The sequence below is a fragment of the Pseudomonas sp. A-RE-22 genome, assembly GCF_019956035.1.
Classification (GTDB): Bacteria; Pseudomonadota; Gammaproteobacteria; order Pseudomonadales; family Pseudomonadaceae; genus Aquipseudomonas; species Aquipseudomonas brassicacearum.
The window spans coordinates 351,095-366,706 of the sequence record NZ_JAHBCZ010000011.1 but is presented as its reverse complement, the minus strand read 5'-3'; the positions used below and the strand labels follow the sequence as shown (position 1 = coordinate 366,706).

The 15,612-nt window shown below is 60.3% G+C and carries 14 protein-coding genes and 1 pseudogene; 9 read left to right on the top strand and 6 right to left on the bottom strand.

Features of this window, described 5'->3' with window-relative positions; translation table 11 throughout:
* The first annotated feature begins 167 nt into the window (after positions 1-167).
* Positions 168-1,712: a phosphoenolpyruvate carboxykinase gene (locus KGA89_RS07930; RefSeq protein ID WP_027911793.1), complete on the top strand. Its 1,545-nt coding sequence runs from the start codon at positions 168-170 to the stop codon at positions 1,710-1,712.
* Between the two features lie 77 nt (positions 1,713-1,789).
* Here KGA89_RS07930 and KGA89_RS07925 read toward each other — a convergent pair whose 3' ends face one another.
* The gene (locus KGA89_RS07925) at positions 1,790-2,143 is read right to left on the bottom strand and encodes a DUF1493 family protein (RefSeq protein ID WP_003196705.1); all 354 of its coding nucleotides are present in this window, start codon (positions 2,141-2,143) and stop codon (positions 1,790-1,792) included.
* A 188-nt stretch (positions 2,144-2,331) separates the two neighbouring features.
* Between KGA89_RS07925 and KGA89_RS07920 the strand changes: the two are divergent.
* From KGA89_RS07920 to KGA89_RS07900, 5 genes and pseudogenes are all read left to right on the top strand, one after another.
* Positions 2,332-3,542 (top strand): annotated as a pseudogene (locus tag KGA89_RS07920) (colicin E3/pyocin S6 family cytotoxin).
* Positions 3,539-3,766: a hypothetical protein gene (locus tag KGA89_RS07915; RefSeq protein ID WP_003196709.1), complete on the top strand. Its 228-nt coding sequence runs from the start codon at positions 3,539-3,541 to the stop codon at positions 3,764-3,766. The pseudogene KGA89_RS07920 and the gene KGA89_RS07915 overlap by 4 nt, the downstream one beginning before the upstream one ends.
* 181 nt (positions 3,767-3,947) lie before the next feature.
* Positions 3,948-5,876: an ATP-dependent DNA helicase RecQ gene (locus tag KGA89_RS07910; RefSeq protein ID WP_223471139.1), complete on the top strand. Its 1,929-nt coding sequence runs from the start codon at positions 3,948-3,950 to the stop codon at positions 5,874-5,876.
* Positions 5,877-5,983: 107 nt separating this feature from the next.
* Positions 5,984-7,210, top strand: a complete 1,227-nt coding sequence (locus tag KGA89_RS07905; protein ID WP_039013465.1) for a 3-hydroxyacyl-CoA dehydrogenase — start codon at positions 5,984-5,986, stop codon at positions 7,208-7,210.
* A gap of 45 nt (positions 7,211-7,255) precedes the next feature.
* The gene (locus KGA89_RS07900; protein ID WP_003196715.1) at positions 7,256-7,675 is read left to right on the top strand and encodes an acyl-CoA thioesterase; all 420 of its coding nucleotides are present in this window, start codon (positions 7,256-7,258) and stop codon (positions 7,673-7,675) included.
* 78 nt (positions 7,676-7,753) lie between these two features.
* On the opposite strand, the gene KGA89_RS07895 is transcribed toward KGA89_RS07900, so the two are convergent.
* The 4 genes from KGA89_RS07895 to KGA89_RS07880 form a co-directional block, all read right to left on the bottom strand.
* On the bottom strand, positions 7,754-8,230 hold the full coding sequence (locus KGA89_RS07895) for a glycine zipper domain-containing protein (RefSeq protein WP_223471137.1): 477 nt from the start codon (positions 8,228-8,230) through the stop codon (positions 7,754-7,756).
* Between the two features lie 338 nt (positions 8,231-8,568).
* Positions 8,569-10,917, bottom strand: coding sequence for an FdhF/YdeP family oxidoreductase (locus tag KGA89_RS07890; protein ID WP_223471135.1), 2,349 nt, complete (start codon positions 10,915-10,917; stop codon positions 8,569-8,571).
* A complete protein-coding gene (gene fdhD / locus KGA89_RS07885; protein ID WP_223471133.1) occupies positions 10,914-11,753 on the bottom strand; it encodes a formate dehydrogenase accessory sulfurtransferase FdhD in 840 nt (279 codons plus the stop codon). Before fdhD ends, KGA89_RS07890 begins: the two co-directional genes overlap by 4 nt.
* Positions 11,754-11,846: 93 nt before the next feature.
* Positions 11,847-12,734 carry a LysR family transcriptional regulator gene (locus KGA89_RS07880; RefSeq protein ID WP_223471131.1) on the bottom strand — a complete coding sequence of 296 codons (888 nt, stop codon included), beginning with the start codon at positions 12,732-12,734 and terminating at the stop codon, positions 11,847-11,849.
* A 133-nt stretch (positions 12,735-12,867) separates the two neighbouring features.
* Between KGA89_RS07880 and lysM the strand changes: the two genes are divergently transcribed.
* Positions 12,868-13,308: a peptidoglycan-binding protein LysM gene (gene lysM / locus KGA89_RS07875; RefSeq protein ID WP_223471129.1), complete on the top strand. Its 441-nt coding sequence runs from the start codon at positions 12,868-12,870 to the stop codon at positions 13,306-13,308.
* A gap of 112 nt (positions 13,309-13,420) precedes the next feature.
* Here the strand turns inward: lysM and yrfG are convergent, their stop codons facing one another.
* A complete protein-coding gene (yrfG, locus tag KGA89_RS07870) occupies positions 13,421-14,083 on the bottom strand; it encodes a GMP/IMP nucleotidase (protein ID WP_223471127.1) in 663 nt (220 codons plus the stop codon).
* Between the two features lie 88 nt (positions 14,084-14,171).
* On the opposite strand from yrfG, the gene nudE reads away from it, so the two are divergent.
* Both nudE and cysQ read left to right on the top strand, forming a co-directional pair.
* Positions 14,172-14,738 carry an ADP compounds hydrolase NudE gene (nudE, locus tag KGA89_RS07865; protein ID WP_223471125.1) on the top strand — a complete coding sequence of 189 codons (567 nt, stop codon included), beginning with the start codon at positions 14,172-14,174 and terminating at the stop codon, positions 14,736-14,738.
* Entirely contained in the window at positions 14,735-15,562 is an 828-nt protein-coding gene (gene cysQ / locus KGA89_RS07860; protein ID WP_223471123.1) for a 3'(2'),5'-bisphosphate nucleotidase CysQ, read from the top strand. The genes nudE and cysQ overlap by 4 nt, the downstream gene beginning before the upstream one ends.
* The last annotated feature ends 50 nt before the right edge of the window (positions 15,563-15,612 follow it).

The window sequence follows — 15,612 nt, the reverse complement described above, 5'->3', positions numbered from 1 at the left end:
GCAGGTAAATCTCCTGGTAAACGCCGGATTTACGCCGTACTGACGGGAGGGCCCTACTCTTTTTGGGGTTTTCTGGCATAATCCGGCCCACTTTTTTCGGGTAGTAGTGCGCGACTTCCTACTACAAAACGTTTGGAGCACTCGGCCACGGGCCGACGGGGAATCTCATGACGCAAGCCAATAACGCCGTGTACACCGATCTGAGTGTCGATGATCTGGTCAAAGAAGCCCTGAATCGCGGTGAAGGCGAGCTTGCCGATACTGGCGCGCTGGTTGTTCGTACCGGTCATCGTACCGGTCGCTCGCCAGTCGACCGTTTCATCGTGGAAGAGCCAACCACCCAGGACGCCATCGCCTGGGGCCCGATCAACCGCAAGTTCCCGGCCGACAAGTTCGATGCCCTGTGGAACCGCGTCGAAGCCTACCTGGGCGAGCGCGAGCGTTTCGTATCCCACGTGCATGTAGGCTCCGATCCTGCGCACTACCTGCCAGTCAAGATGACCACCGAGACCGCGTGGCACAACCTGTTTGGCCGTTGCCTGTTCATCAACCCCGAGCAATACAACGCCGGCGGCAAGGATGAATGGCAGATCATCAACGCGCCGAACTTCGTCTGCGAGCCTGAGCGCGACGGCACCAACTCCGACGGCACCGTGATCATCAACTTCGCGGCCAAGAAAGTGCTGATCGCCGGTATGCGCTACGCCGGTGAAATGAAGAAAGCCCTGTTCTCCGTGCAGAACTTCCTGCTGCCGGCCGTTGACGTGCTGCCGATGCACTGTGCCGCGAACATGGGCGAAGAGGGCGATGTGACCCTGTTCTTCGGTCTGTCGGGCACTGGCAAGACCACCCTGTCCGCTGACGAGAGCCGTTATCTGATCGGTGACGACGAGCACGGCTGGGGCGTGGGTGTGGTCTTCAACATCGAAGGCGGCTGCTACGCCAAGTGCATCGACCTGTCCGAGAAGAACGAGCCAGTTATCTGGAAAGCCATCCAGCACGGCGCCGTACTGGAAAACGTCGTCCTGGACCCGGTCACCAAGAAAGCCGACTACGCCGACGACAGCCTGACCCAGAACAGCCGCGCCGCTTACCCGCGTGAGCTGATCGAAAAACGCGCACCGAAAAACCTCGGTGGCGAGCCAAACGCCGTGATCTTCCTGACCTGCGACCTGACCGGTGTACTGCCGCCTGTGTCGATCCTCAGCGAAGAACAAGCCGCCTACCACTTCCTGTCCGGCTACACCGCACTGGTGGGCTCGACTGAAATGGGTTCCGGCAGCGGCATCAAGTCGACCTTCTCCACCTGCTTCGGTGCCCCGTTCTTCCCGCGTCCGGCTGGTGAATACGCTGAGCTGCTGATCAAGCGCATCCGCGGTTTCGGCTCCAAGGTCTACCTGGTCAATACCGGCTGGACCGGCGGCGGCTACGGCGTCGGCAAGCGTTTCAATATCCCGACCACCCGTGCGGTGATCGCAGCGATCCAGAGCGGCGCGCTGATCGGTGCTGAAACCGAACACCTGGACATCATCAACCTGGACGTGCCGCTGGCTGTTCCAGGCGTCGAGACTGGCCTGTTGAACCCACGCAACACTTGGGCCGACAAAGCTGCCTACGACGAAGCGGCCAAGGCATTGGCCGGTCTGTTCACCGAGAACTTCAAGAAGTTCGACGTGAGCGACGCGATCAAGGCGGCGGGTCCGCAGCTGTAAGGCTTGGTTAGCGAATAAAAAAGCCGCCCTTCATGGGCGGTTTTTTTATGGGCGACTATTTGAGGCGCCCCGATCAACTAGGCCTCTTCCACTTCCCGCGTATCCCATCGTTGCGCCTTGATCGCCTTATAGAGCATGCCGATGGTCAGTGGCGTCTTGTTCCCACGGCCCTTGGCCCTGCGCTTTTGAAACACATCAAATCCTTCAGGCTGAAAATAGCGGTAGGCGTCGTAGTCGATGAGCTCGATGGCGAACCGTTCTTCCAAGGCCTCCATCAGATGCCGGGCATCCGCGCCATCACAACCCAGGTCGAGATTGATCGCGGTGTCCAGGCGGATCGTCTTGCGTTCAGGCAGGCCGATCTCTTCGTGGAGCAGTTCCATGAGCTGGCGCATGGCGTGATCGTCGGGGAAGTCTGGGGCGAGGTACATGTCGAGGTTCCGGGAGGTTGGCGTGCGTCCGTCTGAAGGGAAAGTTTAGGGGGAAATCGTTGCCCGTTGGAAAAGAAGAAAGATCTCACAGCAGTCTCGGAACCGTCTGCTGAGTAAACCTTTAGTCGCCCGGTAAGGTTCGCTACGCCCTTTAAATGGGGGCAATGGCGATCGAGCAAGGACGAAGCATGACGAAAGGAAAGGCCAGTGTCCCGCAGGTCTGGGAGCATTACGGTGGTGATCGGGGCTACAGGATCCTGCGGGATATGGCCCCCAGCGAACTGGCAAGAAGAGATGCCGATCAACACGCCTATGAGGCCATGCTCGCCAGGCAGACGGCGTACATGAACGAGCGTCTGGCCCAGGTCCGAGAAGCATCACTTCCGACGTGACGGGCTGTGTATTTGCCAAGTCCTGCAAGCTGCCTGATTCGGTGATTGACTACCACAACCCGAGCGGCTACATCCCGACTGAAGCCCTGAGGGAGTACGGCCAATTTACCTTGTTGGGTGGCCGTCAAGCTGACGAGTCAGGGCGAATTCAGCTTAAGAGTATCAGTGGGTCGTTACCGGCAAGCTTCGGTACGTTTGCCTTGGGGTGGACGATGCCGGTCTCCCTTGGTGCTGCTGCCGAGGCTGCTGGCGCGGTCAGTGCTCCTGTGGCGGCGGGTGCACTGATCGGTCTGGTGGGGTTGCTGATGCCCTCGAACCTGGGTGACGGTTCGTTGTACACCGAAGAGCAATTGCGCTCCCAGGAGCAGGCCCGTACGCGGGTTCGTTTGCATGTCGAAACCCAGGTCGATGGCACGCTCAAGGGATACGGCTACAACACCCAGACGCGACGTGAGTGGGAAATGATTCCTGTGGTGACGTTCCAGGCCCGCGGCGCGCAGCAAGTGGCGGACTTTGGCGATGGGGTCGAATTGATCTGGACGCCTGCGGTCGATCCTTCTACGACGCTGGGCATCCCGGCGCTGGAGGCTGCGCCACAGGCTCCGCACATCTGGATTTTTCCGCCAACGCCTGCGGCGGACAGCATCATCGTCAACCCGATTTATCCGCCGCAGTACAAGGATTTCATTCTTGTGTTTCCGGCGGATTCTGGGGTTTCGCCGTTGTATATCGTGCTCAGCATTTCTGATCACAAATATCACCCGACCCCGAAAGGTGTAATTCCTGCTTTTCCTGATCTTGTTCGCGGTCGGTCAAAAACTCCCGTACAAGGAGGTGGAGGATTACGTCCACGTTGGCACGACCGGAAAGGCAATATTTATGAATGGGACCGGCAGCATGGCGCCCTTGAAAAGTACAACTCGCGTGGAAACCATTTGGGTGAGTTCAATCACATCACGGGCGAACAGACCAAAAAAGCGGATAAGACAAGGAAGGTAGAGCCATGAGTTTTGGGGTGTTGGGTTTTTATCCTGGTAAGGATGAGCTGGTATTTGAGCAGAGCATCAGCTTGTCGGTGGAGGACTTGAAGCCCGTGATGCAATGGGCAGGTAGTAATGATCATATTGGTGCGGACTTCAGGCTTTCAGCAAAGCAAGTGCTTGAAATCGAGCGGTTGGCATCATTGGTTCTTCCTCAAGGACTGGATCTTTATTTAACGTCTTATGACTGAACACCAAGCTCAAACTGTCAGCTATCAAACGTCTCCGCGCGTGCGTTGACTCCCGAGTCGATCAGCGTCACGGCCATTCAGGCTGTATCATCCCGTATCGATTCGACCCCGACCTTTTCTCGACTCACCGCGTTGTCCCGCTAGGCTTTGGGCATCGCAGCAGTCAAAGGAGCGACCGCGCATGCACAGCACCCTGGAACAGGTTTTCGGTTATCCACAGTTTCGTCCCGGTCAGGAGACGGCCATCGGCGCCGTGCTGGCCGGTCGGTCGGCAGCGGCCATTTTTCCCACCGGCTCGGGCAAGTCCTTGTGTTATCAATTGCCGGCCCTGCTATTGCCTCATCTGACCCTGGTGGTCTCGCCACTGCTGGCGCTGATGCAGGACCAGTTGGCGTTCCTCAAGCGCCACGGCATTGCGGCGGCGAGTATCGATTCGGCCCAGGGTCGTGATGAAGCCAACGACGCCATGGCACGAGCCCGTTCGGGTGAGTTGAAGATCCTGATGATTTCTGTGGAGCGCCTGAAGAACGAGCGCTTTCGCAACTTCTTGAAGCAGGTGCCGATCTCGTTGCTGGTGGTGGACGAGGCCCACTGTATTTCGGAATGGGGGCATAACTTTCGACCTGACTACCTCAAGCTTCCCGATTACCAGCGTGAGTTCAATATTCCTCAGGTCTTGCTGCTGACGGCCACCGCGACACCCAAGGTCATCGCCGACATGCAGGCGAAATTCGCCATCGCCGCCGTGGATGTGGTGACAACCGGTTTCTACCGCTCGAACCTCAATCTGCTGGTCGAGCCCGTGCTGGGAGCCGACAAGCGCGCACGGCTGGTGCAGTGGCTGGGCGAACGTTCCGGGCAGCCGAGCATCGTCTACGTGACCTTGCAGCGAACCGCCGAGCAGATCGCCGAACACCTGGGCCGGCACGGGATCGAGGCCGAGGCCTATCACGCCGGTTTGCCCCATGAACAACGCGAAGATATCCAGCGACGGTTCATGGGCGGGCAATCCAATTGCATCGTCGCGACCATCGCTTTTGGCATGGGCATCGACAAGAGTGACATTCGCAACGTCGTGCATTTCGACCTGCCCAAGTCCATCGAAAACTACAGCCAGGAGATCGGCCGCGCCGGTCGGGACGGGCAGCCTTCCGATTGCCTGGTGCTGGCCAACCGCGACAGTCTCAACGTGCTGGAAAACTTTGTGTATGGCGATACACCGGAGCTTGCAGGCATTCGTTGCGTGCTCGATGAGCTGCAGGCCGCCGCTCCCGATGGGCAATGGGAGTTCTTGCTGGGACCTCTGGCGGACCAGAGCAACATCCGGCAGTTGCCACTCAAGACGTTGCTGGTCCAGTTGGAGCTACGTCGGCTGATCGCGCCGCGCTATGCCTATTTCGCGGAGTACCGCTTCAAGTTCCTGACTGAGCCACAACAATTGCTGGAGCGCTTCGAAGGCGAGCGAAGGGACTTCGTCTCGGCCATCATCCAGACCTCCAGTCGCGCCCGGGCCTGGGCCACGGTGAATTTCGACGGGATGTACCAGCAATATCACGCTGAGCGTAATCGCGTGGTCAAGGCGCTGGATTATTTCCAGGAAAAAGGCTGGATCGAGCTGGAAAGCAAACAGATGACCGAGGTGTACAGCGTGCTGGAAGGGGGCCTGGATACGCAGGTCTTGAGCTCCGAGCTACACGCCTATTTCACCCGGCACGAGCAAGGTGAAATCGCGCGGATCCACGCCATGCTCGAGTTGTTCGCCACCGACCGTTGCCTGGGTTATCGCCTGGCGCAGTATTTCGGCGATGACAATGCGCCACGCGAGTGCGGTCATTGCTCGGTGTGCCATGGGCATATCGCTCGCCTGCCGGAGCCGCCGGCGTTGCCGCCGCTTGTGGATAAAAACTTCGAGGCGCTGTGTAGCGACTTTATCCACAAGCATGAGCAGCACAGCGGCAGCGTGCCGTCTGCCGAGCGCCTCACCCGCTTCCTGTGCGGGATCGGCATGCCGCTGTTCACCCGATTGAAGGCGCGGAAAATCCGCGGATATGCCGCACTGGAGGCGTATCCATACGCTGAAGTTCGTCAGTGGGCCCAGGCGCACCTGTGAGCTGCATCCATCCGCTGAATGCCCTGCATCACACGAATAAATTTCAAAAATATTCGGTGGCTGACTAAGGTGAAGGCTGTCTTCGGATCGCCAACAAGAGAGCAAACATGAGCCAGACACCTTTCGATATTCAGCGTGCCGCGGTGGTCGGTGCAGGCACCATGGGCCGGGGCATCGTGATGTGCCTGGCCAACGCGGGCGTGGCGGTACAGTGGGTCGACAACAATCCGCAGATGCTCGAGCAGGCACTGGTGGCCGTGGCCGAGACCTATGCCCATGGCGTGCGTCAGGGCCGTATCGATCAGGGTGAGGCCGACGCGCGGATCGCCCGGGTGACACGGGCAGATGATTACGCGGCAATCCGCAATGTGGACCTGGTGATCGAAGCGGTTTACGAAAACCTCGAACTCAAACAGAAAATCTTTCGTGAACTGGACGGCCTGCTCAAGCCCGAGGCTATCCTGGCGAGCAACACCTCGGCGCTGGACATCGATGCCATCGCCGCTGTCACCCGCCGGCCCGCCCAGGTCCTGGGCCTGCATTTCTTCAGCCCGGCGCACATCATGAAGCTGCTGGAAATCGTTCGCGGCGCGCACACCTCCACAGCGGTGCTGGACGCGGCGTTGGTTCTGGGCAAGCGCATGGGCAAGGTCAGCGTTGTATCAGGCAATTGCCATGGATTCATTGGCAACCGAATGCTTCATCCTTATGTGCTGGAAGCGCGCAAGATGCTGCTGGAGGGGGCATTCCCCCATCAGGTGGATGCCGCGTTGCAAGGCTTTGGCTTCGCCATGGGACCGTTTCGTATGTACGACGTCGTTGGCATCGATCTGGAGTGGCGCGCCCGTGAGCTGGCGGGCAAGGGCCAGGATGCGCCCGAGGTGCAGGTGGACAACCGTTTGTGCGAACTGGGACGGTTCGGCCAGAAAAGCGGCAATGGGTACTATCACTACGAGCCGGGCAGTCGACAGGCCGAGGATGATGTCGAGGTCGATGCGCTGGTGCTACGGGTCAGTGAAGCGCTGGGTTTCCAGCGGCGCGAGATTGGCCCGGAGGAAATCCTCGAGCGGTGCTTGCTGGCGCTGGTCAACGAGGGGGCAAAGATCCTGCAGGAAGGCATTGCCGAGTCGGCCCATGACATCGACCTGGTCTACCTCAACGGCTATGGTTTCCCTGCCGACAAGGGCGGGCCGATGGCCTGGGCCGACGGGCAGGGGCTGGAGGATATCCACGCACGCCTGCTGGAGCTCGAAACGAAGCAGGGCGACCAGTGGAAGCCAGCGCGCCTGATCGGCGATCTGGCAGCGCAGGGCAAGGGCTTCGCGAAGGCCTGAGGCCGGGTCACGCCAAGGTCATTGAACAACCGTAAAGGACACCTGATGCCCCAACGCAACGAATACCGACACTTGCAAACCATTACCACGCGCTGGCACGACAACGATGTGTACGGTCACGTCAATAACGTCACCTATTACAGTTTTTTCGATAGCGCAGTGAATACCTACCTGATCGAAGTCGGTGGCCTGGATATCCATGATGGAGAGGTGGTGGGGTTCGTGGTGAGTTCAGCCTGTGACTACTTTGCCTCGATCGCTTTTCCTGACCGGATTGAAATCGGCCTGCGGGTCGGGAAGTTGGGCAGCAGTTCGGTGCAGTACGAGCTGGCGGTGTTCAAGGTCGGCGAGGAGGAGGCCTGCGCGGCGGGACGTTTTGTTCACGTATTCGTGGACCGGGCATCGAATCGGCCGGTGGCGATTCCGGACCGGCTACGTGGGGCTTTGGAATTGTTGGTGGTCTGAAACAAAAAATCGCAGCCTCCTGTCAGCTCTGGGAGCTGCCGGAGGCTGCGATCTTCAACGGCGGTTATCAGTCAGCCGTTAGTCGCGGTAGTAGCGATGATGTTTGCGATGCCCGTAGGCATGGCCACGACCTGGGTGGCCATCACGGTAGTAGCGGCGATCACCGCGGCGACCGTCGTAGTGACGATCATCGTCATCGTCCTTGCCCATGTAGTTGCCCAGGGCGCCACCAGCGCCGCCGCCTGCTGCCGCACCGATCAGGCTGCCTGTGGTGCCGCCGACGCTACGACCGACCACGTTGCCGCCGGCTGCGCCCAACGCGCCGCCGATCGCCGCTTCGCCGCGGCTGTGTTTGTCTGCGCCGACTGCACTGCCGCCCGCGCCGCCCAGCGCCGCGCCGATAGTGGAGCCGGTGTTGCCGCCCAGGGACTGGCCGACGACCGAACCCAAAACCCCGCCCAATGCGCCGCCCACACCTGCTTCGGCAGTACCGCCGGCAGAAGCGATGCCACTGGCCAGGCTAAGGGACAACAAGAGAATGGAGGAGAACTTCATAGAGGAGCCTCAAAGGGATGACGGCGCGATCCTGAGGCTGGCTTCGTTTGGTTACAATAGAAATCCGACGAGTAACACGACTTGTGCACAATTCTCTAAGTTATTGTTTTTTGGTGGGAACTTAAGGCAAATCGGCCGGTCTTTAGCTACTTCGGACAGGCCGTTTTTTATGGAAAACGGCCTTTTTTGTGGGCGTTCGAAAAGTACGATCATGGGAGCAAAACTGTGAGGGAGCAAAGCTTGCTCGCGAAACAGGCGACTCTACTTCTGCAAGACCGCACCGCTTCCATCGCGGGCAAGCCTTGCTCCCACACAACCTAATCTACTCGCACGTTATATCAGGCCGACTTGGCCAGGATCAGTCCATTCTCGCTCGCCGCTTCCAGACGGATCGCGACGAATTTCGACGTTGGGGTGTGGCTGCCGTCGCCCGTGCTTTCCAGTGGCACCAGTGGGTTCACTTCAGGGTAGTAGGCCGCAGCCTGCCCGGCAGGAATGTCGAATGCCAGCAGGGTAAAGCCCTTGACCCGCCGTTCGCGGCCGTCATCCCAGAGCGAGACGATGTCGGCTTTCTGCCCCGGCTTGAAGCCCAGGCGAATGATGTCCGCTTCGTTGACGAACAACACGTCACGCTGGCCCTTCACACCGCGATAGCGGTCATCGAGGCCATAGATGGTGGTGTTGTACTGATCGTGGGAACGCATGGACTGCATGATCAGGTCGGGCAACTGGCCGGTGGCCCGGGTGCGTTCATGCACAAGGTCGGTCGGTAACCGGTTGGGCTTGAAGTTGGCGCGGCCCGACGGGGTGTTCCAGCGCCGCGAACCGGCGCTATTGCCCAGGTAGAACCCACCAGGGTTCTTCAGCTTTTCGTTGAAGTCCTTGAAGCCGGGTACGGTGTCGGCGATCAGGTCGCGGATGCGACTGTAGTCGGCCACCAGCCAGTTCCAGTCCACCGGACGGCTACCCAGCGTGGCGGCCGCGATGCCGGCGATGATCCACGGTTCGGAGCGCATCTGGTTCGACAGCGGCTGCAGCTGGCCCATGGAGGCATGCACCATGCTGAAGGAGTCTTCCACGGTCACCGCTTGCGCACCTTCGGTTTGCAGGTCGATGTCGGTGCGGCCCAGGCATGGCAGGATCAGCGCTTCCTTGCCGTGAGCCAGATGGCTGCGGTTGAGCTTGGTGCTGATCTGCACCGTCAGGTCGCAATTGGCCAAGGCCTGGAACGTTCGATGGCTGTCCGGCGTGGCTTGGGCGAAGTTGCCGCCCAGGGCGATGAACACCTTCGCCTGGCCGTCGGCCATGGCGTGGATCGCCTCGACCACGTTGTGGCCGTTTTCACGCGGTACCTTGAATTGGAAACGCCGCTCCAGCGAATCGAGGAACGCCACTGGCGGACGCTCGTTGATGCCCATGGTGCGGTCGCCCTGGACGTTGCTGTGGCCGCGTACCGGACACAGGCCTGCGCCTGGCCGGCCGATGTTGCCGCGCAGCATCATCACGTTGGCGATTTCCTGGATGGTCGCCACCGAATGACGGTGCTGGGTGATACCCATCGCCCAGCACATGATCACGTTCTCGCTCTTGGCGTACATGCGCGCCGCTTGCTCGATGTCGACCAGGGTCATGCCCGATTGCTCGACGATCTGTTCCCACGGCGTGTCGTCGACCGCCGCCAGGTAATCCAGCACCTGGGTGCTGTGCTCATTGAGGAACGCATGGTCGAACACTGCCGCAGCGCCAGTGTTCTGCGCTTCGCGCTCCCACTGCAGCAGGAACTTAGCCATGCCGCGCAAGATCGCCATGTCGCCACCCAGGGCCGGGCGGAAATAGGCGGTGTTGGTCGGCTTATTGCCGTTGGTGAGCATTTCGATCGGGTTCTGTGGATGCTGGAAACGCTCCAGGCCACGTTCCTTGAGCGGGTTGATGCAGACCACTTGGGCGCCGCGTTTCACCGCCTCGCGCAGTGGTTCGAGCATCCGCGGATGGTTGGTGCCGGGGTTCTGGCCCCAGACGAAAATCGCATCGGCGTGTTCGAAATCGTCGAAGGTCACTGTGCCCTTGCCCACGCCAACGCTCTGGGACAGCGCTACGCCGCTGGCCTCGTGGCACATGTTCGAGCAGTCGGGGAAGTTGTTGGTGCCATAGGCACGCACGAACAGCTGATACAAGTAGGCCGCTTCGTTGCTGGCTCGGCCCGAGGTGTAGAACTCGGCCTGGTTCGGGCTGGACAGCCCTTGCAGGTGCTTGCCGATCAGGTCGAACGCTGCTTCCCAACTGATGGGTTTGTAGCGGTCGGTTTCGGTGTCGTAGCACATTGGCTCGGTCAGGCGACCCTGGTACTCGAGCCAGTAGTCGCTCTGCTCCAGCAGCGAGTTCACGCTGTGCTTGGCGAAAAATGCGCCATCGACGCGGCGCTTGGTGGCTTCCCAGTTCACGGCTTTGGCGCCGTTCTCGCAGAACTTGACCACGCCGCTTTCCGGCGAGTCACCCCAGGCACAGCCTGGGCAGTCAAAACCGCCATTCTGGTTGGTCTTGAGCATCATACGGATGTTTTTCAGTGCATTGTCGCTGGTCAACCAGGCCTGAGCGACGCTGATCAGCGCACCCCAGCCACCGGCCGGGCCCTTGTAGGGCTTGTAGCGCGGTACGGGTTTCTGGTCGGCTTGTTGATGATTGCTCACGCTTGTTTCTCCATCGCAGGGCTGTAGACCCGCGGCGCACTTTTTTGCGGCAGGTGGATGAGGTTGAGGTTGTGTTGGCGAGCCCACTGCACCGCAAGGCCGGTGGGCGATGACAGGCTGACCAGGGTCTGGATGCCGGCCCGCAGGACTTTCTGGATCAGTTCGAGGCTGCAACGGCTGGTGACGATCGCCACGCCGCCGGCCACCGGGATCTGCTGCCGGACCAACGCGCCGATCAGCTTGTCGAGGGCGTTGTGTCGGCCAATGTCTTCGCGACCCAGCAGCAATTCGCCTTGGGCGTTCATGAACAACGCGGCGTGGACTGCGCCGCAGTATTGGCCCAGGGGCTGAAACTGGCTGATACGGTCACGCAGGCCATCGAGCCATTGCGCCGGTGGTAGCGGTGCGCCGGGCAGCACCTTGAGGTTTGGCAATGCCTGTTCCACTGCTTCCACACCGCACAAGCCGCAGCCACTGGTGCCCGTCAATTGCCGGCGTTGCTGCTTGAGGTTCCAGAAGGCGCGGTTGGCGATGCTCACCTCGGCATGGTGCGCAGCACCCGTGCCGCTCAGTTGCAGGTCATAGATGTCCGATGCGTCTTCAATGATGCCGCTGCCGAGGCTGAAGCCGACGATGAAGTCTTCAAGGTCGGTGGGGGTGACCAGCATGACCGCCTGGCTGATGCCGTTATAGGCAATCGCCAGCGCCACTTCCTCGGCCAGCGCGGTGCTGTCCGATTGGGAGTGGTCCAGATTGCAGTAGCGATAGCTCTGGCTGGCGGCCGGCGCGGATGTTTCCATCGCTGGCGCTGGACTGACCGGAGGCTTGTCGTTCATAGGCATCACTGAAAGTAGGAATAGTGTTAAGACTAAATGCGGCAATCTGCCACGTCTAATCGCTATTACTGATCTCTCAATAGATGACGTCGATCAAGATGTTGTCGATGATTTCTGGTAGAGGGCAAAACAGGCCTCTGCCAAGGCCGAGCGTGGGGCGCCGCGCCGCATGATCAGGCCCAGCGGGACCAACGTTTGCGCGCTTTCGATGGGCTGGATGCGCAAATCTTCGGTCAGCACATTCAGGCCGCTGTCCAAGGGCATCACCGCGCAACACAGTCCACCGTGCACAGCTTGTAACAATTGATGCACCGCGTCGGTTTGCAACAGCGGTTGAGGCGTGAGGCCCCGGCTGTGGAAATTGTGGTCGATGGATTGGCGAAAGTGCATGCCGCTGGTGAGCATGCCCAGGGGCAGCTCTATCAGCGCTTCCCAGCTCAGCGGTTGTTCGCCAAAGAAGAAAAAGCGCTGGTCGTAGAGCAGACCCATGCGGGTGTGGCTGAAGGGCAGGGCTTCGAAGCGTTCGTTGTCCAGGCGTTCCAGATAGGAAATACCCAAGTCGATACGGTTGTTCGCCAACTGTTCGAGGATGCGCTCGGAGCTCAGGGACGACAATTCGAAACGCAGGTTGGGGTGCTCAGCGTGCAAGCGCTGCATCATCGCCAGCGGGTCGAAGTCCGACAACGGCACCACGCCCAGGCGCAGCGTACCCACCAGGTTACCACGACAGGCCGCCGCTTCGGCCTGCAGCCCGTCATAGGCCGCCAGCACCGTGCGCGCCCAGGCCAGCACTCGTTCCCCCGGCGCGGTGAAACCTTCAAAACGCTGGCCGCGGTTGACCAGCGGCAGGTCGAGTTCTTCTTCAAGGCTGCGCAGGCGCATCGACAGGGTCGGCTGGGTGATGTGGCAGCGTGCGGCGGCTTGGCCGAAGTGGCGGGTTTCGTCGAGCGCGATGAGAAATTTCAGCTGCTTGATGTCCATCTTCGCTCCAGGGCGCAGGAAGGTTCGGATTCTAGCGCTTGCGCGTGGCGGGGTCATTGGTCGGTTGGGAACCGGGTTCGTCTCGCCTGGTCTAGTCTTTGCGTCTGGACACTTAAATCAAGGAGCGTGTGCCATGAGTATTTTTAGCTTTGTGAAGGAAGCAGGTGAAAAACTGATCGACCTGCTGACCCCCGGCAATGCCAATGCCAGCGAACAACTGAAAGCGCATATTGAAAAGGTCGGCCTGGGTAATCCGAATGTCCAGGCGACCATCGACGGCGACAAAGTCATCGTTACCGGTGAGGTAGCGAGTCAGGAAGAGAAGGAAAAGATCCTGTTGGCGGTGGGCAATATCGCCGGTGTCGGCAGTGTCGACGACCAGATTACGGTGACTGGCCCGGTGGCACAGGCGGCGCGTTTCGTGACCGTGAAGAAGGGCGACACACTCAGCGCCATCTCCAAGGCCGAATACGGCGACGCGAACAAGTACAACAAGATCTTCGAGGCCAACAAGCCAATGTTGGCGCACCCGGACAAGATTTATCCGGGGCAGGTGTTGCGTATCCCCGAGTAACCTTCAGGACTGTGGTGCCTTCATCGCGAGCAAGCTCGCTCCCACACTGGATCTGTGGCGAACAGGGATCCAACTGTGGGAGCGAGCCTGCTCGCGATGAATACGGCGCGGTTCAAAGCCCGGCAATCAAGTCCCGATAATCCCTCAACGCATCAAACTCCCCCGTGTCCTTCGGCCCTTTGCGGCTATCCGGCTCGCTCACGGCCAGCAAGTGCGCCACGCCGAAATCCCGGGCGCTGCGTAGCACCGGCAGGGTGTCGTCGATGAACAGGCTACGGGCCGGGTTGAAATTCAAGTCGGCTTGCAGCGCGTCCCAGAATTGCGGGTTTTCCTTGGGAAAGCCGTAGTCGTGGGAGCTGATCAAGCGGTCGAAGTAAGGGGCCAGTTCGATGCGTTCCAGCTTCAGGGACAATGAATCGCGATGGGCGTTGGTGATCATCACCACGCGCTTGCCAGCCCGCTGGATCGCCGCCAGGAAGGTATCGGCGTCCGGGCGCAAGGCGATCAGGTGCGCGGTTTCCAACTTCAGTTCGCGCACCGGCAGTTTCAGCTCGGCGCTCCAGAAATCCAGGCAATACCATTGCAACTGGCCGGCGTTGCGCTCGAACAGCGGCTGCAGCTCCATCTCGGCCATCGCCCGGCTCACGCCATGCAGTTCGGCGTAGCGCTGGGGCAGATGTTCGAGCCAGAAATGGTTGTCGTAATGCAGGTCCAGAAGGGTGCCGTCCATGTCCAGCAGAACCGTATCGATCTCATGCCAGGGCAGCAAAGCCATAAAACTTCTCCAGCGATAATCGGATATCCGACACAAACAATCAGAATAGGCCGGGTATAGTAGCCCGCTATCGCCCAGGGAGCCGTTTATGCGCCAGAAACCCACCATACTCGATCGCCAGATCGTCGCTACCAGCCGCCTGTTTTGCGTGGAAGAACTGAAATTGCGGTTTTCCAACGGTGTGGAGCGCACCTATGAACGTCTGGCGAGCAAGGGCGCAGGTTATGGCGCGGTGATGATCGTAGCGATGCTCGATACCGACCACGCGGTGTTGGTGGAAGAGTATTGCGGCGGCACCGACGCCTATGAACTGTCCCTGCCCAAGGGCTTGATCGAGCCCGGTGAAGATGTGCTGGCGGCGGCTGAACGGGAGCTCAAGGAAGAGGCCGGTTTTGGAGCGCGTCAGTTGGAACACCTGACCGAACTGTCGCTGTCTCCCGGATACATGAGCCAGAAGATCCAGGTGGTGCTGGCGACCGATCTGTATGAAGAATGGCTGGAGGGTGATGAGCCCGAGCCGATGCGTGTGGACAAGGTCAACCTGCGTGAGCTGTCGGCCCTGGCACAGAACCCGCAGTTCACGGAGGGCCGGGCCTTGGCGGCGCTCTACCTGGCCCGTGACCTGCTGACCCAGCGTGGAGCGTTCCTAGCATGACTTTCCCTCACCCGTTGATGGCCCCTGTGGTCGAGCTGGCGCTCCAGGCCGGTGAAGCGATCCTGCCGTTCTGGCGCGCCAATGTGCAGGTCAACCACAAGGCCGACGAGTCGCCGGTGACTGCCGCAGACATGGCCGCTCATGATGTGATCGTGGCCGGGTTGCTGGCGCTGGCCCCGGATATTCCGATCCTCTCCGAAGAAGCTGCCGATATTGCCCAAAACGTGCGTGCCGGCTGGCATCGCTGGTGGCTGGTAGACCCGCTGGATGGCACCAAGGAATTCATTTCCGGCAGCGAGGAGTTCACCGTCAACATCGCGTTGGTGGAGCAGGGCCGTGTGGTGTTCGGCGTGGTGTCGATGCCCACCAATGGGCGCTTTTACGTCGGCGGCGCAGGGCTGGGTGCCTGGCGTGGCGACAAGGGAGGGCAGCCCTTGCCGATCGCGGTTCGTGGCACACTGGCGCCAGGTGAAGCCTTCACGGTGGTTGCCAGTCGCCGGCACACCAGCCCGGAGCAGGAACGCCTGCTGGACGGCTTGAGCGGAAGCCTGGGTGAGCTGCAACTGACCAGTATTGGCAGTTCGTTGAAGTTTTGCCTGGTGGCCGAAGGCGCGGCAGATTGCTATCCACGGCTGGCGCCGACCTCCCAATGGGACACCGCCGCCGCCCAGGGTGTATTGGAAGGTGCGGGTGGCGAGGTGTTGGACTTGAGCGGCGAACCGTTCTGTTATCCACCGCGTGAGTCGCTGTTGAATACGTCGTTCCTGGCGTTGCCGGCGAAAGCGGCGTGGCGTGCAAAGTTGTTGGAACTTGCCCGTTCTTAAGCTGGCGCGATCCTTTGTGGCGAGGGGGTTGTGGGAGCAAAGCTTGCTCG